Annotated in this window: 20 protein-coding genes; 7 read left to right on the forward strand and 13 right to left on the reverse strand. The window is 73.4% G+C overall.

Features of this window, described 5'->3' with window-relative positions:
- Window positions 1–15: 15 nt before the first annotated feature.
- From QP090_RS00695 to QP090_RS00710, 4 genes are all read right to left on the reverse strand, one after another.
- Window positions 16–1611 (reverse strand): FadD3 family acyl-CoA ligase, encoded by a 1596-nt coding sequence (locus QP090_RS00695; RefSeq protein WP_285936442.1) that lies wholly within the window; start codon window positions 1609–1611, stop codon window positions 16–18.
- A gap of 222 nt (window positions 1612–1833) precedes the next feature.
- Window positions 1834–5364: a DNA polymerase III subunit alpha gene (gene dnaE, locus QP090_RS00700; RefSeq protein ID WP_285936443.1), complete on the reverse strand. Its 3531-nt coding sequence runs from the start codon at window positions 5362–5364 to the stop codon at window positions 1834–1836.
- A gap of 11 nt (window positions 5365–5375) precedes the next feature.
- A complete protein-coding gene (locus QP090_RS00705; protein WP_285936444.1) occupies window positions 5376–5954 on the reverse strand; it encodes a TetR/AcrR family transcriptional regulator in 579 nt (192 codons plus the stop codon).
- A 42-nt stretch (window positions 5955–5996) separates the two neighbouring features.
- Window positions 5997–6704, reverse strand: coding sequence for a YqeB family protein (locus tag QP090_RS00710; protein WP_285936445.1), 708 nt, complete (start codon window positions 6702–6704; stop codon window positions 5997–5999).
- Window positions 6705–6875: 171 nt separating this feature from the next.
- Between QP090_RS00710 and QP090_RS00715 the strand changes: the two genes are divergently transcribed.
- Window positions 6876–7643, forward strand: coding sequence for a nucleotidyltransferase domain-containing protein (locus QP090_RS00715; RefSeq protein WP_285936446.1), 768 nt, complete (start codon window positions 6876–6878; stop codon window positions 7641–7643).
- A gap of 91 nt (window positions 7644–7734) precedes the next feature.
- Here the strand turns inward: QP090_RS00715 and QP090_RS00720 are convergent, their stop codons facing one another.
- Together QP090_RS00720 and QP090_RS00725 are read right to left on the reverse strand one after the other, a co-directional pair.
- A complete protein-coding gene (locus QP090_RS00720) occupies window positions 7735–8400 on the reverse strand; it encodes a winged helix-turn-helix transcriptional regulator (protein ID WP_285936447.1) in 666 nt (221 codons plus the stop codon).
- 28 nt (window positions 8401–8428) lie between these two features.
- Window positions 8429–9085 (reverse strand): alpha/beta fold hydrolase, encoded by a 657-nt coding sequence (locus QP090_RS00725; protein ID WP_285936448.1) that lies wholly within the window; start codon window positions 9083–9085, stop codon window positions 8429–8431.
- 203 nt (window positions 9086–9288) lie between these two features.
- Here QP090_RS00725 and QP090_RS00730 point away from each other — a divergent pair, with 203 nt between their 5' ends.
- The gene (locus QP090_RS00730; protein ID WP_285936449.1) at window positions 9289–9915 is read left to right on the forward strand and encodes a hypothetical protein; all 627 of its coding nucleotides are present in this window, start codon (window positions 9289–9291) and stop codon (window positions 9913–9915) included.
- Between the two features lie 69 nt (window positions 9916–9984).
- On the opposite strand, the gene QP090_RS00735 is transcribed toward QP090_RS00730, so the two are convergent.
- Entirely contained in the window at window positions 9985–10974 is a 990-nt protein-coding gene (locus QP090_RS00735) for a DUF6301 family protein (protein ID WP_285936450.1), read from the reverse strand.
- Window positions 10975–11135: 161 nt separating this feature from the next.
- Between QP090_RS00735 and QP090_RS00740 the strand changes: the two genes are divergently transcribed.
- Complete coding sequence (locus tag QP090_RS00740) at window positions 11136–11687, forward strand: RNA polymerase sigma factor (RefSeq protein ID WP_285936451.1); 552 nt, start codon at window positions 11136–11138, stop codon at window positions 11685–11687.
- Between the two features lie 32 nt (window positions 11688–11719).
- On the forward strand, window positions 11720–12595 hold the full coding sequence (locus tag QP090_RS00745) for a hypothetical protein (protein WP_285936452.1): 876 nt from the start codon (window positions 11720–11722) through the stop codon (window positions 12593–12595).
- Window positions 12596–12740: 145 nt separating this feature from the next.
- Here QP090_RS00745 and QP090_RS00750 read toward each other — a convergent pair whose 3' ends face one another.
- From QP090_RS00750 to QP090_RS00760, 3 genes are all read right to left on the reverse strand, one after another.
- Entirely contained in the window at window positions 12741–13517 is a 777-nt protein-coding gene (locus QP090_RS00750; protein WP_285936453.1) for an SDR family oxidoreductase, read from the reverse strand.
- Window positions 13518–13854: 337 nt separating this feature from the next.
- The gene (locus QP090_RS00755; RefSeq protein ID WP_285936454.1) at window positions 13855–13998 is read right to left on the reverse strand and encodes a hypothetical protein; all 144 of its coding nucleotides are present in this window, start codon (window positions 13996–13998) and stop codon (window positions 13855–13857) included.
- Window positions 13999–14014: 16 nt separating this feature from the next.
- A complete protein-coding gene (locus QP090_RS00760) occupies window positions 14015–14860 on the reverse strand; it encodes a short-chain dehydrogenase/reductase (RefSeq protein ID WP_285936455.1) in 846 nt (281 codons plus the stop codon).
- Between the two features lie 71 nt (window positions 14861–14931).
- On the opposite strand from QP090_RS00760, the gene QP090_RS00765 reads away from it, so the two are divergent.
- Window positions 14932–15978, forward strand: a complete 1047-nt coding sequence (locus QP090_RS00765) for an AraC family transcriptional regulator (protein WP_285936456.1) — start codon at window positions 14932–14934, stop codon at window positions 15976–15978.
- Here QP090_RS00765 and QP090_RS00770 read toward each other — a convergent pair.
- Entirely contained in the window at window positions 15948–16514 is a 567-nt protein-coding gene (locus QP090_RS00770) for a VOC family protein (RefSeq protein WP_285936457.1), read from the reverse strand. The genes QP090_RS00765 and QP090_RS00770 overlap by 31 nt on opposite strands.
- Window positions 16430–17395, reverse strand: a complete 966-nt coding sequence (locus QP090_RS37490; protein WP_349666463.1) for an LLM class flavin-dependent oxidoreductase — start codon at window positions 17393–17395, stop codon at window positions 16430–16432. The genes QP090_RS00770 and QP090_RS37490 overlap by 85 nt, the downstream gene beginning before the upstream one ends.
- Here QP090_RS37490 and QP090_RS00780 point away from each other — a divergent pair.
- A complete protein-coding gene (locus QP090_RS00780) occupies window positions 17276–17605 on the forward strand; it encodes a hypothetical protein (protein ID WP_285936459.1) in 330 nt (109 codons plus the stop codon). The two genes, QP090_RS37490 and QP090_RS00780, sit on opposite strands and share 120 nt — an antisense overlap.
- A complete protein-coding gene (locus QP090_RS00785) occupies window positions 17595–17906 on the forward strand; it encodes a nuclear transport factor 2 family protein (RefSeq protein WP_285936460.1) in 312 nt (103 codons plus the stop codon). Before QP090_RS00780 ends, QP090_RS00785 begins: the two co-directional genes overlap by 11 nt.
- Here QP090_RS00785 and QP090_RS00790 read toward each other — a convergent pair.
- Window positions 17893–18639, reverse strand: coding sequence for a glucose 1-dehydrogenase (locus QP090_RS00790; protein WP_285936461.1), 747 nt, complete (start codon window positions 18637–18639; stop codon window positions 17893–17895). The genes QP090_RS00785 and QP090_RS00790 overlap by 14 nt on opposite strands.
- Window positions 18640–18711 lie beyond the last annotated feature (72 nt).

An 18711-nucleotide genomic window follows, 5' to 3' on the forward strand; every position in this document is an offset into this window, starting at 1 on the left:
TTTATACGGGGCTCTTCACCTTCCCGACACCAGGGGACTACCTGGGAGCCGCGCCTTCTCCACCTTGCCGGCCGCGTTGCGCGGCAGCTCGGCGACGAAGACGATCTCGCGCGGCACCTTGAAGTTGGCGAGCAGGTCCCGGCAGTGCGCGACGAGGTCGGCGGCGGCCGGTCCGGTGCCGGGCCGGGCCCGCACGTAGGCACGGCCGACCTCGCCCATCCGCTCGTCCGGGACGCCGATCACGGCGGCCTCGGAGACCGCCGGATGCCGGGCCAGCACCTGCTCGACCTCGGCCGGGTAGACGTTGAAGCCGCCCACCACGAACATGTCCTTGGACCGCCCGGTGATGATCAGGTTGCCGGCCGGGTCGAGCCGGCCGAGGTCGCCGGTCGCCAGCCACCCGTCCCGGATGGTCTCCCGGGTCCCCTCCGGGTCGCCGAGGTAGCCGCGCATCACGTTGTGCCCGCGGACCATGACCTCGCCGGACGCGCCCGGCTCCACCGGCGTCCCGTCCGGGCCCGCGATCACGATCTCGACGCCCTCGATGGGCCGGCCGCAGGTGGTGGCCACGGTCGTGTCGTCGTCGCCGAGCGAGCAGGCGGTGACGGTGCCGCACGACTCGGTCAGCCCGTAGGCGGTGACCACCTCGGGGAACAGCTCGGCCCGCATCCGGCTGATCAGCGCGACCGGGACGGTCGACGCGCCGGTCACCGCCAGCCGCAGCGACGACAGGTCGCGCTCGCGCGGCGCGTCCAGCAGCGAGGTGTAGATCGTGGGCGGGCCCGGCAGGACGGTGATCCGCTCGGCCTCGATCAGCCGGGCCGTCTCCGCCGCCTCGAAGACGTCCTGGAGCACCATCGTGGCGCCCACCAGCAGGCAGGCCAGCACGCCCGCCTTGTAGCCGAAGGAGTGGAACATCGGGTTGACGATCAGGTAGCGGTCGCCGCGGCGGATCCCGGTCCGGCCGCTCCACGCCAGATAGGTCCGCACGTCCTGGCCGTGCGTGCACATCACGCCCTTCGGGCGGCCGGTGGTGCCGGAGGTGAACAGCACGTCGGCGATGTCGTCGGCGGTGACCGCCGCCTCGCGGGCGTCCGCCTCGGCCTCCGGGACGGCCGCCCCCGCGGCGAGGAAGTCCTCCCACGCCGTCGCGCCGGGCCCCGCGGTCGCGCCGAACGTGACGGCGGTGACGCCCTCCGGCGCCCCCTCGGTGCCGGCGCCGAGCATGCCCAGGTAGTCCTTGCCGAGGAAGCCGTCCTCGACGAAGACCATCCGCGCGCCGCTGCGGGTGAGCGGCCAGCGGGCCTCCTCGCCCTTGTAGCGGGTGTTGACCGGGACCAGGACGGCGCCGGCGCAGGCGGCGCCGAGCGCGGTCACGATCCACGGGACGCCGTTGGGGGCCCAGATCGCGATCCGGTCGCCGGGCCCGATCCCGGCGGCGATGAACGCCCTGGCCGCCACGCGGACGCGGGCGCGCAGCCCGGCGTAGGTCAGCCGGACGGTGCCGTCCACGACGGCCTCGGCGTCCGGGATCTCCCGCGCGACCCGTTCGAGGATCGCCGGAATGGTCATCAAGGCGTGCTCGTCCATGCTCACCGCTCTCTGTGCCACCGGGCCCGGCCTCCGGAGATCACGGTCCGGTCCCCCACCGAGACCGTGAAGCCGAGCGCGCCGTCATCCTGCCACGCGGCGATGTGAAGCCGATCACCGGGGAAGACGGGGCGGCGAACCGGCCGTCCGGCTCGGCGAGCCCGGCGGGATGGGCGCCCGCCGCCTCCGCCGGCGGCAGCGTCGTCCGCCGCGACATCACGGTCGAGCCGTAGGCGGCATGGGTCACGGGGCGCGGGTCACGGCGATGGCGGCCTTGAGGTCGGCCCAGAACCCGGGGCGTGCGTCGACCCGGAAGGCGAGCCGGTAGACGGTCGTCTTGTGCCGGCCGCGCACCCAGAGCTGCACCTCGGCGGGTCCCGGGTGCGCCTGGAGGATCTCCTTGAGCTGACCGACCGACTGCGGCGTCACCCGCGCGGCCCGCATCTCCAGCCGGACGGGCGCGCCCTCGCCCGCCGCGTCCAGCTCGGGGACGGTCAGCTCCATCGCGACCAGGCGCGGCACGTCCTCGCGCTTGTCCAGCCGGCCCTTCACGAACACCACGGTGTCCTCGGCGAGCAGGGCCGACACGAGCTGGTAGGCCGCGGGGAAGAACAGGCACTCGATCGCCCCGGCCAGGTCCTCGACGGTCGCGATCGCCCAGGCGTTGCCCTTCTTGGTCATCTTGCGCTGGAGGCCCGACACGATGCCGCCGATCGTCACCACCGCGCCGTCGGCGTGCTCGCCGCCGGTGAGCTGGGAGATCGAGGCGTCCGATCCCTCGCGCAGGACGTGCTCGACGCCGAACAGCGGATGGTCGGAGACGTACAGGCCGAGCATCTCCCGCTCCTGCGCGAGCAGGTGCGCCTTGTCCCACTCGTCCGCGGCGAAGGCCGCCTCCAGCACGCCGCCCGGCCCGCCGCCGTCCCCCTCGGCCAGGGTCCCGAACAGGTCGAACTGCCCCTCGGCCCGCCGGCGCTTGACCCGCACCGCGTCGTCGACCATCGGCTCGAACGCCGCGGTGAGGCCCTTGCGGGTGTGCCCGAGCTCGTCGAACGCCCCGGCCTTGATCAGCGACTCGACGGCGCGCTTGTTGCAGGCGACCGCGTCGACCTTGTCGAGGAAGTCGGGGAACGAGCCGTACCGGCCGCCGGCCCCGCGGCTCCGGATGATCGCGTCGACGACGTTGCGGCCGACGTTCCGCACGGCGGTCAGGCCGAAGAGGATGACGTCGTCGCCCTGGGCGGCGAAGTCGGCCTCGGACTCGTTCACGTTCGGCGGCAGCACCGTGATGCCCATGTGGCGGCATTCGTTCAGGTACACCGCGGACTTGTCCTTGTCGTCGCGCACCGAGGTCAGCAGCGCGGACATGTACTCGGCCGGATGGTTGGCCTTCAGGTACGCGGTCCAGTACGACACCAGCGCGTAGCAGGCGGCGTGCGCCTTGTTGAACGCGTATCCGGCGAACGGCACCAGCACGTCCCACACCGCCTGGATCGCCTCGTCGGAGTAGCCCCGCTCACGGCAGCCGTCCCGGAACGGGACGAACTCCTTGTCGAGGACCTCCTTCTTCTTCTTGCCCATCGCGCGGCGCAGCAGGTCGGCCTGGCCGAGCGTGTACCCGGCGAGGACCTGGGCGGCCTTCTGCACTTGCTCCTGGTAGACGACCAGCCCGTAGGTGAGGCCGAGCACGTCCCTGAGCGGCTCCTCCAGGTCCGGGTGGATCGGGGTGATCTGCTGCTGGCCGTTCTTGCGGAGCGCGTAGTTGGTGTGCGAGTTCATCCCCATCGGGCCCGGCCGGTACAGCGCGGTGACGGCGGTGATGTCCTCGAACCCGTCGGGCTTCATCAGCCGCATCAGCGAGCGCATCGCGCCGCCGTCGAACTGGAACACCCCGAGGGTGTCGCCGCGGCCGAACAGCGCGTAGGTCTCCGGGTCGTCCAGCGGCAGGGCGAGCAGGTCGAGCGCGACGCCGGTGTTCTTCTCGATCAGCGCGATCGCGTCGTCCATGATGGTCAGGTTGCGCAGGCCGAGGAAGTCCATCTTGAGCAGGCCGAGCGCCTCGCAGCTCGGGTAGTCCCACTGGGTGATGGTGACGCCGTCGGAGTGCCGCACCCAGACCGGGACGTGATCGGTGATCGTCTCGCTGGACATGATCACGCCGGCCGCGTGCACGCCCATCTGCCGGACCAGCCCCTCCACGCCCTTGGCGGTGTCGATGACCTGCCGGACGTCCGGCTCGCCCTCGTACATCGCGCGGACCTCGCCCGCTTCGGCGTACCGCGGATGCGACGGGTCGGTGATCCCGTTCAGGTCGATGCCCTTGCCGCCGGCGTCGGCCGGCATCGCCTTGGTGATCCGGTCGCCCAGCGCGTACGGGTGGCCGAGCACCCGGGCCGAGTCCTTGACCGCGTTCTTGGCCTTGATGGTGCCGTAGGTGCCGATCATCGCGACCTTGTCGGCGCCGTACTTGGCGGTCACGTACCGGATCACCTCGCCGCGGCGGCGCTCGTCGAAGTCGATGTCGACGTCGGGCATGGAGACCCGCTCGGGGTTGAGGAACCGCTCGAAGATCAGCCCGTGCTCGATCGGGTCGAGGTCGGTGATCCCCATCGCGTACGACACCAGCGACCCGGCCGCCGAGCCGCGCCCGGGGCCAACCGCGATGCCGTTGGTCTTGGCCCACATGATGAAGTCGGCGACCACCAGGAAGTAGCCCGGGAACCCCATCTGGACGATGACATCCATCTCGTACTCGGCCTGCTCGCGGTACCCGTCGCCGAGCCCTCCCGGGAAGCGGCGGCGCAGCCCCGCCTCGACCTCCTCCCGGAACCAGGTGACCTCGGTATAGCCCTCGGGGACGTCGAACCGCGGCATCAGGTCGCGCTTCTCGAACCAGCCCGTGGTGTCGACCCGCTCGGCGATCAGGGCCGTGTTGCGGCAGCCGTCCTGCCAGGCGTCGGAGGAGTCGATCGCGTACATCTCCTCCGCCGGCTTGAGGTGGTAGCCGGTGCCGTCGAACCGGAACCGGTCGGGATCGGTGAGGTTCTTACCGGTCTGGATGCACAGCAGGGCGTCGTGCGCGGTCGCCTCGTCCGCGCGGGTGTAGTGCGAGTCGTTGGTCACCAGCGGCGGGATGCCGAGCTTCCGGCCGATGTCGAGGAGCCCGTCGCGGACGCGGCGCTCGATCTCGATGCCGTGGTCCATCAGCTCCAGGAAGTACCCGTCCTTGCCGAAGACGTCCTGGTACTCGGCCGCCGCGCGCAGCGCCTCGGCGTCCTGTCCGAGGCGCAGCCGCGTCTGGACCTCGCCGGAGGGGCAGCCGGTCGAGGCGACGAGCCCCCGCGACCACCGGGCGATGCTCTCCCTGTCGGTGCGCGGCCACTTCTGCAACCAGCCCTCGGCGTAGGCGTCGGAGGAGAGCCGGAAGAGATTGTGCAGGCCGGTCCGGTCGGTGGCCCAGATCGTCTTGTGCGTGTAGCCGCCCGAGCCGGAGACGTCGTCCCGCTTCTGGTGCGGCTGCCCCCACCGGATCTTGCGCTTGTCCTGCCGCGCGCCGGGCGCCACGTACGCCTCGATGCCGATGATCGGCGTGACGCCGGCGGCGGCGGCCTGGTGGAAGAAGTCGTAGGCGCCGTGCAGGTTGCCGTGGTCGGTCATGGCGATGTGGGTCATGCCCATCTCGCCGCAGGCGGCGAACAGGTCCTTGAGCCGCGCCGCGCCGTCCAGCAGCGAGTACTGGGTGTGGACATGCAGGTGCGTGAATGGCCGTTTCACCCCGCCCCCGCTCAGCCGTCGGCCTCGAGACCGCGCGCGATGGCCCGCAGCCCCGTGGCGACCTCGCGGCCGGACGGGGCGCGCTCGGGGTCGACCAGCCATTGCAGGTGGAGCCCGGCGATCAGCGCCATGTGCACCGAGCCGACCGCGCGGGCGGTCTCGGCGTCGTCCGCGGCGTCGAGGCCGTGCAGCTCGGCGGCCATGTCCGGACGGCCCCGCTCGTAGGCGTCGGCGATCTGGGCGCGAACCTCGGGCGAGCGGGTCGCCTGCGCCAGCGCCTCGACGGTCGCGACCAGCATCGGCCGGTCGCCGTCGCCCGGCTCCGCGATCTGCGACCACAGCCGCTCCAGCCGCTCGGCGGTCGTGGTGGCCTTCTGCTCGGCGGCGTGCAGGGTGCGGTCGCCCCATTCCTGCACCAGTTCCATCAGGGCGGCGTTGAGCAGTGCCTCCTTGGAGCCGTAGTGGTAGTTGATCGTCCCCACCGGCGCGTCGTCCGCGGCGGCGGCGATGTCGCGCGAGGTCGTCCGGGCGTAGCCGCGCTCCTCCAGGCAGCGCTTGGCACCGGCCATCAGCCGTTCTCGATGTCCCATGGCGGACACCCTAGCCCAGACTTGAACACCCGTTCAAAACGTTCATTCAAAACGGACGTTCAAGTCAGTGTTCGGGAGCAGGGGCCGCCAGTACTGCCGGTCCTTCTCGTCCCGCACGGTGAAGCCGAGCTTCTCGACGGCCTCGTCCAGCACCCTGACCTCGCCGTCCTCACCGGCCTTCAGTGCGGCCCTCCTGGACTCCAGCACCGCGTTGACCTCGGCCGGGAGCTCGGGCGTGTGCGGCGTCCAGGCGTGGAACAGGCCGGCGTAGGGGTCGGCGTCCAGCCACGGGTACCCGTGCGCCCGGAACGCCTCGGCGAGCGCGGAGGCGGACGCCTGCGCCTCACCGCGCAGGACCTGCCGCGACCCGGCGTCGAGCACCACGAGCCGCTTCCCGTCGAGGAACACCGCGGCCACGGTGTCGCCGTCGATCACCTCGCTGCGGCCGTCCCGCCGGGCCTCGATCCGCGCGCCGGTCACCTTCAGCCGCATCCCGTCGGCCATCGCCATGAACGCGAGCCCGGCCCCGAGCGCCAGGCCCGCCGCCGCGCAGATCGCGACCTGCCACGGCGCGCGCAGATCGCCGACGAACTCCAGCGGGCCCCGCATCGGCAGGACCGGCAGCCGGGTCACCCACCGCGCGAGCCAGGGCAGCAGCGTCCCGAGGACCAGCCCGAGCACCGGGAAACCCGCCATGATCACGACAAGATCGCCCCGCGGATACCCCAGCACCGACTCCCGCTCGTCCACGACGCCCCGCTCTCGGTCGCGGCCAGACCCGTCCGGCCCGGCCTCTCCCACGGACGCTAGGCGGGGCGGCGGCCGGGGACCACGGCCAAGAGTCGATCGCACCGCGACTTCAGTCGCCGGTCGCGCGAAATTCGATCGCCTCCGGCCCGGGGAGCTCCTACACTCGCGCCCATGCCCGCCTTCGATGACACATCCTTCCCCGCCCATGTCGCGGAACGGCTCGCCGGGCTGCCCGGCGTGCAGGCCGTCGCACTGGGGGGCTCCCGGGCCGCCGGGACGCACCGACCCGACAGCGACTGGGACTTCGCCGTCTACTACCGCGGCACGTTCGCCCCCGCCGACGTGCGCGCCCTGGGGTGGCCGGGCGAGGTCTCCGAGATCGGCGGCTGGGGCGGCGGCGTGTACAACGGCGGCGCCTGGCTGACCGTCGACGACCGGTCCATCGACGTGCACTACCGGGACCTCGACGATGTCGAGCGCGGGCTCGCCGAAGCGCGAGAAGGCAGCTTCCACGTCGAGCGGCTGATGTTCCACCTGGCCGGCATCCCGAGCTACATCCTCCTCGCCGAGCTCGCCGTCAACCGGGTCCTGCACGGCGAGCTGCCGCGCCCCGAGTACCCCGGGGCGCTGAAGCGCGCCGCGTCCGAACGGTGGCAGGGCGACGCGCGGCTCACCCTCGTCTACGCCCGGGCCGCCCACGCCGAACGCGGCCATCTCACCGACTGCGCCGGGGCCATCGCCACCGCCGCCGTCCAGGCGGCGCACGCGGTGCTCGCGGCCCGCGGCGAGTGGGTCACCAACGAGAAGACCCTCCTGGACCGGGCCGGCCTCCGCGACGTCGACCGCGTCCTCAGCGGCCTGGCCCCGACCCCGGACGCGCTCACCGCCGCCCTCGACGAGACGTCCGCCCTGCTGGAGGCCGCGTTCGCGAGGACCTGACCGGTCGGTGCCCCGCCCGCCCCCCGGAGACGGGTCCGGCTCGGCCGTCCGAGCGGGTCCGGTTCCTGGCCGACCTCATGACCAAGTACACCTAGCGTGTTCGGCGGGCGGGGAGGCGGAACAGGTCGCCGAGGCGGCGGAGGGCGTCCCGGTCTCCGGTCGCCGTGGCGGCTCCGCTTTCGAGCGCGGTGCCGAGCCGGAGGTGTCCCGAGGCCAGCTCGCGGAAGGCGTCGGCGCTGAGCGTGATGACCACGTCGGGGTGCTGGGCCGGCCCGTACACGGTCTCGATCTCGCCGTCGTCCACCCGGGCGTGGAAGGTCTCGTCGCCCGTGCGGAACTCGTAGACCGCGGTCAGGCCCGCGGCGGCGGCCGGGACGAAGGCGGCCTTCAGCCCGAGCACCGCCCAGCCGGGATGGAACGCCTCGTCCTCCCGGGGGTCGTCCATCGCCCACCGCAGGCCCCAGCGGGCCAGCGCGAGCACCGCCGGCCCGAGTTCCGCCCCCGCCTCGGTGAGGGCGTAGGCGGGGGTGCGGGCCGGCGGTGGAAGGGTGATCCTCTCGACCAGTCCCTCGCGTTCGAGGTGCTTCATCCGCGCCGACAGCAGCCCGGTACCGAGGCCGCGCAGGTTCCGCTGGAGGTCGCCGAAGCGCTTGGGACCGGTCAGCAGCTCGCGGACCAGGAGCAGCGTCCAGCGCTCTCCGACGATGTCGAGGGTGCGCGCGGTCGCGCAGTACTGGGCGTAGCTTCGCTGATCCACTTCATCATGCTAATGCTCGGGCTTTCTGTTACTGAATCGAAGCGGCCTCCAGGATCAGCCGGGAGAGCGCTTCCGGGTCGGTGAGCATCACGTCGTGCGGGCCGTCCAGCGTGAGGACGCGATATCCGACCGCCTCGGCGAACCGGTCGAACGCGTAGGTGGCCGGCCGGCAGCAGATGGCCGTCCCCGGGATCCGGTCGACGGCGCCGCTCAGCCGGGTGGGTTCAACGAAGGTTCCCAGGGGCTGGGGACGCAGGCGTGGGGCGAGCCATGCGGCATCGTCCGGGTCGGTGACGCCGAAGACCTCCGGTTTGGGCACGCGCACCAGCGTTCCGTCCGCCCCGGCCCGGACGGCCTTCTCGAAAGCCTCCGGCGCCAGCCCGAACAGGCTCACGCCGTCGCCGCCCGCCCAGCCGTCCACCAAGACGACGCGGCTCACCCTCTCGGGCCTCAGATCGGCCGCCTCCCGCACGACTAGCCCGGCATAGCTGTGCCCGACCAGCACCACGTCACCGTCCACCGTGTCCACGGCGGCGACGACCTCCCGAACGTGGTCGTGCAGTCCGGTGCCGGCGTCGAAGGCGAGGTCGGGGGCCAGAGTGTGTGCGCCCTTGAGCAGCGGAACGAGGCGGTCCCAGGCCCAGGCGCCGTGCCAGGCCCCGGCGACAAGGATGAAAGTAGTCATGACGAGTCCTCCTAGAGATCATCGAGTGCTTGATACTAACCTAGTAGCTTCCTGTTTTTGAAGTGCTAGATCGATTATGCGGAAGCATTGAGCCTCCCGGTCCAGAACGGTTGATCTTGAATAAGCGGCGGGTTACGTTGCTCGGTGCCAGGGCAAGTGACCTTCGGTTGAGGCCCGTCCGCGGGCGGAGGAGCTGATCCAGCATGCGCACCACGTTCTTCGCTGTCCTGACGGCGGCGGCGGCCGGGACGGCGGTGGCGGCGGCCCCGGCGCAGGCCGCCACGACCACCTGGACGGTCACCAACCCCAACGCCGACGGGGCCTTCACCAGCCCCGGCGGACCCCTGACGGTGAAGAACGCCGCGGGCGAGGTGCTGGTCACCTGCGCCGGCCTAAACGCGAGCGGGCACGCCACCCGCCGCACCAACACCACGGGCGCGCTCGGCACCCTCGAAACCAGCGAGGGGACCACGTGCGCCGGTCCCGGGGGCGTGAAGTGGAGCGTGCGGATCGACTCGTCGCACTGGAACGCGCCCCTGACGGGCACCGCCTACGACGCCGCCCAGGGGAGGACGTCCATCACGGCCGGATGGGTCCAGTACGTTCTCGGCTCGCTCGACGGCAAGTGCGCCTTCGTCACCCAGAACACCAAGCTGAGCTACGTCAACGGCACCGGCACCTTGAAGGCGACGACCGCCCAGGCCCAGTTGGGCACCCTCCCCGACGGGACCACCTCGTGCGCGGGCTCCCTCACCGCAGGAGAGACCATCGGCTTCGACGCCTCCTTCAAGCTCACCCCCGCCATCAAGATCTCCGCCACGACGTCGTGACGGCTTAGAGCTGTCCCGCACCTGGGGCGGCGGACGGTGCGGGACCGCCGGTGACGGCGAGGGCGCCGGTCAGTTCTGTGGGATGCCCAGCCCGTACAGGTCCAGGCTGTAGCCACCCTTGCCCAGCCATGCCGTGCAGTGCAGATCGTCCAGCGGTACGTCCTGGACGCGCAGGGTGTTCACCAGTACCCGGGCCGCGGCCTCGATGTCGGAAGGCCGAGGATGGCCGAAATCGATGACGTGGACCAGGTTCTCCGCGTCGTCCTGCTGCCAGCCCAGTTCCGCCGCCTTGCGCGGATCGAGCCCCTCCGTGCCCGCTTCCAGATGCAGCAGCCGAGCGTCGCAGCGCAACTGGACGAACCCCGGGTACCGGTCGGTGACCGGTGCCATCACCAGCACCACTTCCTGATCGAGCGGCCCCATGGCGCCGGATAGCGCCGCCAGCGTCTCCTCGAGCCACTCGCCGAACTCGTCCCAGGTCCCGGCGAGGTGGCCGCCGGGGACGAACACACCCTCCAGCGCCGCACCCTCGGTCGTGGTGGCCTGCCACACCCCGATCTCGGCGACCGCGTCGTCACGCTCGCCCCATTTGGCCAGCTGGTACTCGTGGTTCTCGGCCACATCGGCCGGCAGCAGCCGCAACCGCACCGTGTTTCCGGTCCGCTCGATCTCCAAGAGGGTCTCCGGCCGGCGCCAGCGCAACACCGGGCCGGGCCCGCGCCAGATCGGCGCCGGACCGATCCGCTTCTCGGCCGCCGCCTTGGCCGCCAGGAACACCTCTGTCAGAACGGCCGTCTCCCCGGTGCGCGCCAGCTCGCACTCCAGCATGGTGAAGGCGCCCTCGCGCGGCGACCCGTGCACATGCCCCCGGTAGGCGAAGTTCCACCCGTCCGGCAGCGGCCCGATGAACGTCAGCCCCTCCGCGAGTTCGGACCGGAGCCTCCAGCCCAGACCGGCGGCCGCGCGCTCCATCGCACCCCGGTCCCACTGCTCCAGATCCAAGATGTCGAAGCGGTGGACCAGGTGGTCGATCTCGGCATTGGTCAGCCTGATGCTCATGCCGCGAACGCTAGCGACCCTCACCGACATCTCGGGCGCAGTTCGCGTCGACCCCGACCACCTGCGGGACGGCGGCCGGCGGTTTGGAAAGATCCCTCGTCTTCCGGACAAGTACTGGAGGACGGCACCCGGAAGGCGAGGAGAGCGCATGAGGAACCGCTGTGGACGAGGATGAGTTCGCGGCCGTCTACGCACAGGCCTACGAGCCGCTGCTCGGCTACGTCCTGCGGCGCTGCGGCTCGGTCGACGACGCGGCCGACATCGTGGCGGAGACGTTCACGATCGCGTGGCGCCGCGCGGCGGAGGTGCCCGGGGGCGACCAGGCCCAGCTCTGGCTGTTCGGGACGGCGCGGCGCGTGCTGGCCAACCACCGGCGTGGCGAGCGGCGGCACCTGCTCAAAACGGCGGCGCTGCGAAGCGAGCTCGAGGCGATGTCCGGAGCGGTGCCGGGGCCGGAGGACGCCGCGCCGGTGGGTCGGGTGTTCCGGGAGCTCGCAGAGGCCGATCGCGAGGTCCTCACGCTGGTCGCCTGGGAGGGGCTCGGCGTCGCGGAGATCGCGACCGTCCTCGGGTGCTCGCGCAACGCGGTGAGCATCCGGCTGTACCGCGCGCGGCGGCGGTTCGCGCGCCGGTTGCGGGCCGCCGGGGTCGACACTCCTTACCCCGCCGCCCCGGCCGGCCGGCTCGGCCGGGCGGAGAGGGCGGCGTCGTGACCGGTCCGAGGTTCGATCGTGCAGGAGATCAGATGACGGCTTCCATCGACGACCTCGTCGCGGGCCTGGCCACCGTCCGCGACGAGGAGCTGACCAGCGGTCCCGGGGCGCGCGAGCTGCTCGCCGCCATCACCGCGGAGCGGCCGGAGGCCGTGCGGGCGCCGCGTCCCCGGTACGCCCGGTTGCTCCCGGCGGGCGCCGCGGCGACCGCGCTGGCCGCGATGGCGCTCGTCGCGCTGACCGGTGCCGGTCCGGAGCCGGTGCGTACTTACGCCAACGCGGCCGTGGCGATCGAGCACAAGGGCGAGGTGTACGAGGTCCGCGTCAAGGACGCCTACGCCGACCAGCGGGAGTTCGCCGAGGCGTTCGCCAAGCTCGGCCTGAACGTGAGGCTGAGCATCGTCCCGGTCTCGCCGCGCTCAGAACGCCGGGTCCTCAGCTTCGGCGGGACGGCGGAGGGCGACGACAGGCAGATGCCCACGGGCGGCCGGACGAGGGAGGTGGACGTCACGCCGTTCACCTGCCCGCCCGCGGGAGCCTGCCCCCTCACGCTGCGGCTGAGCGGCGACGTTCACTCCCCCATGGAGGTGACGTTGGGCCGGCGGGCCCGGCCGGGAGAGGTCTACGCCGACGACCCGCCCCAGCAGGGCGATCCGCTGAAGCGGCTGAAGCTGAGGGGGCTCACGGTCGCGGACGCGCTCGCGCGGCTGCGCGGGAACGGGCTCGGGGCCGTCTACGAGATCGGGTCCTTCACCCCTGGCGGGTCCGGGAGCTGGTTCACCCCGGCCCCCTCCTGGCGTCCCGCCCCCGGCCGGCGTGTCACGGGTGCGTGGCTGCACAGCTCGCAAGTGGCCACGCTGATGGTCAGCCCGGCCGAGGGGGATCCTCAGCCCACACCGACCGGGTGACCCGCGTCGAGCGGACCGCCCGCACCGCCCGCACCGTCAGCGGGGGCGGGGCGGGTGGACCGCGATGAACAGGCCGGACGCGCTGACGCACACGTCTCCGGCCGCCGAGATCTCGCCGACGGAAGGGGGCGGCCCCTCCCGCGGGTCAGAAGACTCCGGGGCCGCGCAGGGTCGCTTCGGCGCCGCCGTCGACGTAGAGGACCTGCCCGGTGACGTGCGAGTTGGCGGGGCTCACCAGCCAGCGCAGCACCTCGGCCACCACCTCGGGCTCGGCGTGCCCGTTCAGGGGCATCGGCACCGCCTCGTCCATCACCCGGCGCATCGCCGGATCCTCGAAGAGCGGCGTCGTCATCGGGGTGAGCACGACGCCCGGCGCGACCGCGTTGAGCGGGATGCCCGCGCCCGCCCACCCGGGCGTGACCGCGCTGCGGCGCAGCCACTGCGCCAGCGCCGACTTCGACGAGGGGTAGAGCCGATGGCCCGCGTGGCGCGCCACGGTCCGCTCGGCCGCCGCGAGGGCGGCCGTCTCGTCGCCGTCCAGGCACGCCGCGATCACGTCGGGGTCGGCCTGCTGGGTGCCGGAGATCGAGCCCGCCACCGCGGCGCGCGGCCGGGCCGCCGCGGCGAGTGCGGGCCGCAGCCCGTCCAGCATCGCCACCACGCCGAAGAAGTTCACCCGGACGGTCAGCGGGGTCGGCCCGGAGAGGCCGGCGCACAGGACGGCGCCGTCGAGCGTCCCGCCGCACAGCCCGAGCACCGCCTCGACCGCGTGCGCGCGTCCCTCGGGGGTGGCGAGGTCTGCGGTCACCTCGGCGTCCTTCAGGTCGACGCCGATCACCTCGTCCCCCTGGTCGCGCAGCAGGCCGGCCACGGCGCGGCCGATACCGGAGGCGCTCCCGCTCACCGCGATCGTGCGTGTCATGTCGATGGTCCCTTCGCTCGGGTCGGGCACGGGATCGCCGTCGGCCGGGATCTCGGCCCCGGCGACGGTACCGGCACGGGCCGGGGAAGAACGATCGCCCGTCCCGGTCACCGGGAGGGATGGCCTCCATCGGACACTTCGGAACCGGACGCCGCCGGGCCGGGGACGTGGCCCGCGAGGGGCTGGCGCACCTCGCCGACGGCCCGGTCTGGATCGCGGGCGGCACCGCGGGGCCGCCGAGAAGCGCAGCGGGTTCCCCCGCGCCGAGCTCGTGGCCGGGGCCCACGAGGCGTCCCGCAGGCTGCTCGGCCACGACGGCTGACCGATGCGGGCGGGGTCAGGCAAGGGCCTCGTAGGCCGGGCCCGCGCGGTCGTCATCGGCGCGGGCCTCGACCAGGACGGCGAAGCCCCAGTAGCCGTCCCGCGCCCGCCCACCGCCGTAGCAGCTTTGATCATCGTGGCCGCCGCGCAGTCCACTCATCGGGACCCGGCACGGCTCATCCCGGCTTGCCGGTGTCCTCGATCAGCCGGGCCAGCGCCGGGATCCGGGCGGCGAGCGGGTCGGCCATCGCGAGCTGCGCGCGGACGGCGAGCAGCGCCGGCACCCACCACGGCGCGTACACCGTCCGCGCGCGCCGCTCGACGCCGCCGGCCATCGCCGCGCCCGCCCGGTCGACCGGGATCGGCGCGCCGAGCCGGCGCGGCATCTTCTCCAGGCCCTCGCGCAGCGCGGGACGGGTGATCAGCCCGCGCACCAGTTCGGTGTCGACGGCGCCGAAGTAGGCGATGCCCACCTGGGTCCCGGTGTGCGCCAGCTCGATGCGCAGGGCCCGGCCGAACGCCTCGATGCCCGCCTTGGACGCCGCGTACCCCGCGACGGTCGGGCACGGGATCGCGGCGGCGATCGACGAGGTCATCAGGATGTAGCCGCGGCGGGCCCGGACGTGCGGCAGCGCGGCGCGGACCGTCCGCCACACCCCGAGCAGGTTCACCTCCACGACCCGCTCGAACGCGGCGGGGTCGACGCTCTCGACGGTCGCGTTCGGGCCGCTGATGCCGGCGTTGGCGACGACCGCGTCGATGCCGCCGTGCCGCGCCGCCACCTCGTCCATGACCGCGGTCATGGCCCCGGCGTCGGTCACGTCGACGGTGAACGCCGCGGCCCGGTCGCCGAGCCCCGCGGCGGCCTCGTGCACGCCGGCGTCCCGGTCGAGCAGCACCACCCGGGCGCCCGTGCCGATCAGGCGGCGGGCGGTCGCGAGCCCGATGCCGCGCCCCGCCCCGCTGATCACGATCACCCGGCCGGTCAGCGGGCTCTTGCCGTCGGTCCTGGAAGTCGCCATGCCCGAACCGTAGGCCGGGCGCCAGCCGGGGTGAATGGCGACACCGGACCGTCTGTTGATAATTTCGGACCATGCCGCCGGAATCGCAGCAGCCTCCCCCGCCCTGGGAGTTCCGGCGCGGCCCCGCCGCCGCCGCGATCCTGCTCCGGACCGGCGCGGCGCACGGGCTCTCCGCCGAAGCGTGCCTGCGCGGGTCCGGGCTGAGGCCCGGCGACCTGGGCGGGGACGCGGGCGCGATCGAGGCGCGGCAGGAGCTGGCGATCGTCCGGAACCTGCTGGCGGAACTGGGAGACCGGCCCGGCCTCGGCTGCGAGGCGGGTGCGCTGCACACCCTCGGCACCACCGGCGTCCTCGGCTACGCCCTGCTCTCCAGCCCGACGCTCCGCGCGGCGATCGGCCTCGCGCTGCGCTACCTGGCGTTGAGCCCGTCGTTCCTGCGGCCCGCGCTGCGCGAGGACGGCGGGCGGGCCCGGATCCTGCTCGACGACCGCGACCTCCCCGGCGACGTCCGCGCCTTCCTCGTCGAACGCGACCTCGCCGCGATCGGCGGGCTGCTGCCGGTGCTGTTCGCCGGGCGGCTCCCCGCCGCGTCGGCCGAGCTCGAGGTGCGGGTGCCGGCCAGCCCGCAGCTCCGCGCGGCGGTCCCCGTCGCGCGGATCCGGTTCGACCGGCCGCGCAACGTGGTGACGTTCCCCGGCGTGCTGCTCGACGAGCCGCTGCCCGCCGCGGACCCGGACATCGCCCGGGTCTGCCGGGATCAGTGCCGCGAGCTGCTGGACCGCCGCGGCGGGCGGCAGGGCTCCGCCGCGGCCGTCCGCGGGCGGCTGCTGGCCCGCGCCGCGGCGCCGCCCGGCATGGCCGAGATCGCCGCCGAGCTGGGCGTCACGCCGCGCACCCTGCACCGGCGGCTGGCCCGCGAAGGCGCCTCGTTCCGCGCCCTCCGCGACGAGGTGCGCCGTACCCTCGCCGCCGAGCTGCTGGTCACGACCGGGCTGACCGTCGGGCAGGTGGCCCGCCGGCTCGGCTACGCCGAGACCGCCGCGTTCACCCACGCGTTCTCCCGCTGGCACGGCGTCCCGCCCAGCCGCTACCGGGACTCGGCCGCCAGGCGCCCCTGAGCCGACGGCGCGACCGGCCCGGCCGTGTCCGCGGCGGTCACGGGCGGGCCCGCCCGGTCACGTCTGCGGAGAAAGGGCCGCCAGCGGTTCGGTGCCGGACCAGTCGTGGCCCCAGTAGCCGTCGGCGGTGATCTCCTCGGCGGTGTAGTGCGCCTCGTCGACGAGCATGCCCTCGGTGCCGTACTCGATGTCCCAGCCGCCTGGGTGCGCACGGAGAACGAGACCATCTTGTCGTTGGTGTGCCGGCCGAGCGTGGAGGAGATGGAGAAGCCCCGCTCGCGCACCCGGTCCAGCGCCGTCTCGACCGCGTCGAGGCCGTCCACCTCGACCATGAGGTGCACCAGGCCCGGGTCGCCCGCGTAGGGCGCGGGGCACACCGCCAGGCTGTGGTGCCGCTGGTTCACCCCCATGAACCTGACCCCGCGGGGTGGCGCCGCCCGGTCGCCGCCGCTCAGCCGGATCGCGCCGCGCGGCAGGAACCCGAGGACCTCGGTGTAGAAGGAGACCGTCTCCTCCATCCGGGTCGTGGGCAGCACCAGGTGGCCCATCCCCTGGGCGCCGGTGACGAACCGCTGTCCCCGGCCGGTGCGGACGGGCGATGGTCCAGGATCGGTCCGAAGAACACCTCGACCGGGGTCCCGGCCGGATCGTCGAACGCGATCGCCTGCTCCACGCCGCGCTCGGCGGCCTCGGTCTCGAGCGCGCCGGCGTCCCGGCCGCCGCGCTCGGCCTCGTCCCGCATGGTCTGGACGAGGCGGCGCAGGTCGTCGCCCGCGACGCCGAGCGGCTGGAGCCCGTCGCCGAGCCGCCCGGCCCGGCGCGCCGCGGCGGGCGAGTGCCCGCCGATGAGAACGGGGTGAGGTAGGTCGGGTTGGTCAGCCCCGCCTCGCGCGGCGCGGACCCGTCGATCACCTTGGCGAACGGGACGGCCCGGTGGCCCGGCACGAACGCGTCCCTGACGATGACGTCCTTGCCGCCGGTCCCGCGCAGCCCGACCACGTCCCACGAGTCCTCGACGATCTCGTAGTCCGAGCGCGGCAGGATCAGGTGCAGCGAGACCGGCGGCTGCACCGCCTCGCCCCCGGCGTCGCCGAGGAACCCGCCAAGGAAGATCCAGTCGCAGTGGTCGGTGCCGGAGGAGAACTGCCAGCGCCCGTTGAGGACGTAGCCGCCGCCGACCGGCCGCGCGACGCCCATCGGCGCGTACGGGGACGCGATCCAGGTGTCGGCGTCGCCGCCCCAGACCTCCTCCTGCACGCGCGGGTCGGCGAAGGCCATCTCCCACGGGTGCACGCCGATGATGCCCGCCACCCAACCGGTCGCACCGTCCGGGCTCGCGATCTTCATGACGGTCTCGGCGAACTCGCGGGTGGCATTCGTGCCCGCCGTACCGGGCGGGCTGGAGCAGCCGGATCACGCCGGCCTCGCGCAGCACCTCGGCCGCCTGGTCGTCACCCCCCCCGGGGACGTCGAGCACAGGCTGGAGGCCGTCCGCGCGGCGGGCGCCACCGTGGCGAGCGCCGGCCTGGCGTCCCGCTCGCCCGACCACTACCTCGAACAGCTGGAGGCGCCGCGCATGCTGGACGACGAGGCCGGACTGGCCTTCGGGAGCACCGATGACGGCTGACGACGACCGCCTGGCGTCCGTCGAGGCTCGGCTGCGCGCACTGGAGGACGAGCTGGCGATCACCCGGCCGGTCTGTCGTACGGGCCGACGGTCGACGGCGGCGACGCCGACGGCGTGGCCTCCCTCTGGGATCTACGACGTCGACGAGCTACTCATGACCGGGCGCGGGGAGATCGCCGCGATCGTCGGGTCGACCGCCCACCAGCGCCAGATCGCCGGCGGCTGCGCGCACCTGGTCGGCGCCCCGCACGTCACGGTCACCGGCGACGCGTCCGTCCTCCGCCCGGTCACCCGGTGGTGAGGCCGCCGTCCACGGCGAACTCGGTGCCGGTGATGTAGGAGGACGCGGACGAGACCAGGAAGAGCACCAGCCCCGCCACGTCGTCCGGCACCCCGGCCCGCTTGAGCGGGATCCGCTCGAGGCGTCCCTCGCCGCGCTCGCGGTTCGCCTCCGCCACCATCGGCGTGTCGACCGCGCCGGGATGCACCGAGTTCACCCGGATCCCGTCGCCGGCCAGGTCCAGCGCCGACGACCTGGTCAGCCCGCGCAGCCCGAACTTCGACGAGCCGTACGCCGCATGCCCCGCGATGCCGCGCAGCCCGGCGGTCGAGGAGATGTTCACGACCGCCCCGCCGCCCGCCGCGCGCAGCGCCGGGACGACCGCCCGGATCCCGAGGAACGGTCCCATCAGATTGACCCGGAGGATCCGCTCGAACCGCTCCTCGGTCTCCTCGTCGACGGGCGCGGTCCGCCAGATCCCGGCGTTGTTGACCAGGGCGTCGATCCGGCCGAACGCCTGCAGCGCCCGCCGCACCACCTCGTCCCACCCCGCCGCCGATGTGACGTCGTGCCGGACGAACAGCGCGGCCTCCCCGATCGACGCGGCCGTCTCGCCCCCCTCCCCTTCCAGCAGGTCGGTGAGGACGACGCGGGCCCCGGCCGCGGCGAGCAGCCGGGCCTCCGCCGCGCCCTGCCCCCGGGCGGCCCCGGTGACGATGGCGACCTTGCCGTCCAGGCGGAGTTCAGGGGTCATGGCTGCTCCTCAGCGTCGATTCCGGATCAAGGAAATCACCCACCGGACCAACCGGGCCAGAACCAAGCCTCC

It is taken from the genome of Actinomadura xylanilytica, from assembly GCF_030283145.1.
In the GTDB taxonomy this organism is placed as follows: domain Bacteria; phylum Actinomycetota; class Actinomycetes; order Streptosporangiales; family Streptosporangiaceae; genus Spirillospora; species Spirillospora xylanilytica.

Excerpts from the sequence above, each read along its gene's own strand:
- QP090_RS00755 (WP_285936454.1), bottom strand. The coding sequence starts at position 13,998 with ATGAGTGGACTGCGCGGCGGCCACGATGATCAAAGCTGCTACGGCGGT.
- QP090_RS00750 (WP_285936453.1), bottom strand. The coding sequence starts at position 13,517 with ATGACACGCACGATCGCGGTGAGCGGGAGCGCCTCCGGTATCGGCCGC.
- QP090_RS00725 (WP_285936448.1), bottom strand. The coding sequence starts at position 9,085 with ATGACTACTTTCATCCTTGTCGCCGGGGCCTGGCACGGCGCCTGGGCC.
- QP090_RS00730 (WP_285936449.1), top strand. The coding sequence starts at position 9,289 with ATGCGCACCACGTTCTTCGCTGTCCTGACGGCGGCGGCGGCCGGGACG.
- QP090_RS00745 (WP_285936452.1), top strand. The coding sequence starts at position 11,720 with ATGACGGCTTCCATCGACGACCTCGTCGCGGGCCTGGCCACCGTCCGC.
- QP090_RS00790 (WP_285936461.1), bottom strand. The coding sequence starts at position 18,639 with ATGACCCCTGAACTCCGCCTGGACGGCAAGGTCGCCATCGTCACCGGG.
- QP090_RS00715 (WP_285936446.1), top strand. The coding sequence starts at position 6,876 with ATGCCCGCCTTCGATGACACATCCTTCCCCGCCCATGTCGCGGAACGG.
- QP090_RS00735 (WP_285936450.1), bottom strand. The coding sequence starts at position 10,974 with ATGAGCATCAGGCTGACCAATGCCGAGATCGACCACCTGGTCCACCGC.
- QP090_RS00765 (WP_285936456.1), top strand. The coding sequence starts at position 14,932 with ATGCCGCCGGAATCGCAGCAGCCTCCCCCGCCCTGGGAGTTCCGGCGC.
- QP090_RS00785 (WP_285936460.1), top strand. The coding sequence starts at position 17,595 with ATGACGGCTGACGACGACCGCCTGGCGTCCGTCGAGGCTCGGCTGCGC.
- QP090_RS00760 (WP_285936455.1), bottom strand. The coding sequence starts at position 14,860 with ATGGCGACTTCCAGGACCGACGGCAAGAGCCCGCTGACCGGCCGGGTG.
- QP090_RS00780 (WP_285936459.1), top strand. The coding sequence starts at position 17,276 with ATGATGCCCGCCACCCAACCGGTCGCACCGTCCGGGCTCGCGATCTTC.
- QP090_RS00705 (WP_285936444.1), bottom strand. The coding sequence starts at position 5,954 with ATGGGACATCGAGAACGGCTGATGGCCGGTGCCAAGCGCTGCCTGGAG.